This is a genomic window from Deltaproteobacteria bacterium (assembly GCA_019308995.1).
Taxonomy (GTDB): Bacteria; Desulfobacterota; Desulfarculia; order Adiutricales; family JAFDHD01; genus JAFDHD01.
The window spans coordinates 1-2,202 of record JAFDHD010000215.1; the positions used below are offsets into that span (position 1 = coordinate 1).

A 2,202-nucleotide genomic window follows, 5' to 3' on the forward strand; every position below is an offset into this window, starting at 1 on the left:
CGGTCCATTATTCCAAAAAGGAGATCTAAAATGAATATCCTTATCGTTGATGACAATGAAGATTCAAGACTAATCCTTAAAAAAACACTTGAATCAGCTGGACATACAGTTGAAGAAGCCACAAACGGGGAAGAGGCCCTGGAGATGGCAAAGGAATCTCCACCTGATATGATTATTTCGGATATCCTCATGCCGGTAATGGACGGGTTTCGGTTTTGCAAGGAGGTGAAGGAGGAAGGCAAGCTGAAGAATATCCCGTTTGTTTTTCACACCTCTACGTACACTGATTCCGGGGACAAAGAAATGGCCTCGGGCCTGGGAGCGGATCGGTTCATTGTCAAGCCGGTTGAACCGGATGAGTTTATAAAGATCATACAAGGCGTGATTAGAGATGTGAAGGAGGGCAAGATAAAGCCGAAAAACCCCACTTTGAAGGAGGACAAAGAGATATTCAAGCTTTACAGTGAGCGCCTGGTGAAGAAACTTGAGCATAAAATGCTAAACCTGGAAGAAGAAATTATCGAGCGCAGGCGGGTGGAGGAAGAATTAAGAAATTCGCACGAGCAGTTGCGCAGTCTTTCCATTTATTTGCAATCTGCGAGAGAGGAAGAAAGGACGAACATTGCACGCGAGATTCACGATGAGTTGGGACAGGCATTGACAGCTTTTAAAATGGACCTGTCATGGTTGGACAAAAGATTATCAAAAAGTCAAAAGCCGCTGCTTGACAAAATAAAATCAATGTCAGAACTCGTTGCTATGACCATCCGAGCAGTGCAAAGAATCTCCACGGAATTGAGGCCGGGATTACTGGATGATCTGGGGCTTTCGGCAGCAATGGAATGGCAGGCGGAAGAATTTCAAAATCGAACAGGAATTAAATCTGAACTTGCCTTAGGATCTGAGGATATTGTTCTGGATCAAGAGCGATCTACGGCCATTTTTCGCATCTTTCAGGAGACGCTGACCAATATTACCCGGCATGCAAATGCAACTAATGTCAACGCAAGTTTGAAAGAGGAGAATGGAAAATTAGTGCTGGAAGTCGAAGATAATGGTAAAGGAATCACAGAAGAGCAGATTTCCCATCCTAAATCATTTGGGCTGATGGGAATAAGAGAACGGGCCCTTGGTTTTGGGGGTAAGGTGGAGATTAAGGGGATACCGGGTGAGGGGACAACGGTGACGGTGAGTATTCCGGTTGATAAGGGATAGTTTCTCGCAAAGGCGCAGAGACGCAAAGAGAAAAGGAATAAATGTGAATTAGCTAAAACATTTAGTATCCTATAAGGTTAGGTAGATTGTAAAAATTTAAAGCCTGATTGTTTGAAACTCTAAATATTGAACTTGTCAAGAAAATGATAAGACGTATCGAAAATACTTCAAAATCTTTGAACCTTTGCGAGAGGATACAATGACTGAGAATGAATTGTCGAAGATTATTGTGGACAGATGTCTTAAAATACACAAAAAGCTGGGACCAGGATTATTGGAATCTGTGTATGAAGAAATCTTGTTTTATGAATTTAATAAGAGCAGCATTCAATGTAAAAGACAGGTTGGAATACCTGTGGTCTATGAAGATATAAAAATGGATCTCGGATTTAGAGCGGATATGATCATAGAAGATAAAGTAATAATTGAGCTTAAATCCATTGAGAAAATTATGCCTGTTCATAAAAAACAACTTCTGACTTATTTAAAATTAACTGACATGAAACTCGGATTGTTGATAAATTTCAATGTTGAATTAATAAAAAATGGTATAACGCGCATTGTCAATAATCTATGAACTTAGTGCCTTTGCGCCTTTGCGAGAGGAAAAATCTGATGATACGAATTCTCATTGCTGATGATCATGCAATTGTTCGTGAAGGACTGAAGCAGATTATTGGTGAAACTTCAGATATGGTTATAGCTGGTGAGGTGAGCAATGGACATGAAGTGCTGAACAAGGTGTTCAAAAATGATTACGATGTTGTGGTATTAGATATTACCATGCCAGGAATAAACGGGCTGGATGTCTTGAAGCAAATAAAGGCTCAAAGGCCTAAACTCCCCATCCTGGTATTAACCATGCACCCTGAGGACCAGTATGCTGTACGTGTCTTACGGGCTGGTGCCTCTGGATATTTGACAAAGGAGAGTGCGTCAGATGAATTGATAACGGCCATACGGAAAATATCAGCGGGCAGGAAATAT

Annotated in this window: 3 protein-coding genes; all 3 read left to right on the top strand. The window is 41.1% G+C overall.

Translation table 11 applies throughout. From position 1 onward, the window contains the following. Positions 1-30 precede the first annotated feature (30 nt). Positions 31-1,215 carry a response regulator gene (locus JRI95_17055; GenBank protein MBW2063254.1) on the top strand — a complete coding sequence of 395 codons (1,185 nt, stop codon included), beginning with the start codon at positions 31-33 and terminating at the stop codon, positions 1,213-1,215. A gap of 199 nt (positions 1,216-1,414) precedes the next feature. Beyond that, the gene (locus tag JRI95_17060; GenBank protein ID MBW2063255.1) at positions 1,415-1,792 is read left to right on the top strand and encodes a GxxExxY protein; all 378 of its coding nucleotides are present in this window, start codon (positions 1,415-1,417) and stop codon (positions 1,790-1,792) included. 38 nt (positions 1,793-1,830) lie between these two features. After that, positions 1,831-2,202 (top strand): response regulator transcription factor (locus JRI95_17065; GenBank protein MBW2063256.1); only part of this gene is annotated, 372 nt, incomplete at its 3' end.

What these genes read in the sequence shown, in the direction of transcription:
- JRI95_17060 (MBW2063255.1), top strand. Translation starts at nt 1,415, where the DNA reads ATGACTGAGAATGAATTGTCGAAGATTATTGTGGACAGATGTCTTAAA.
- JRI95_17055 (MBW2063254.1), top strand. Translation starts at nt 31, where the DNA reads ATGAATATCCTTATCGTTGATGACAATGAAGATTCAAGACTAATCCTT.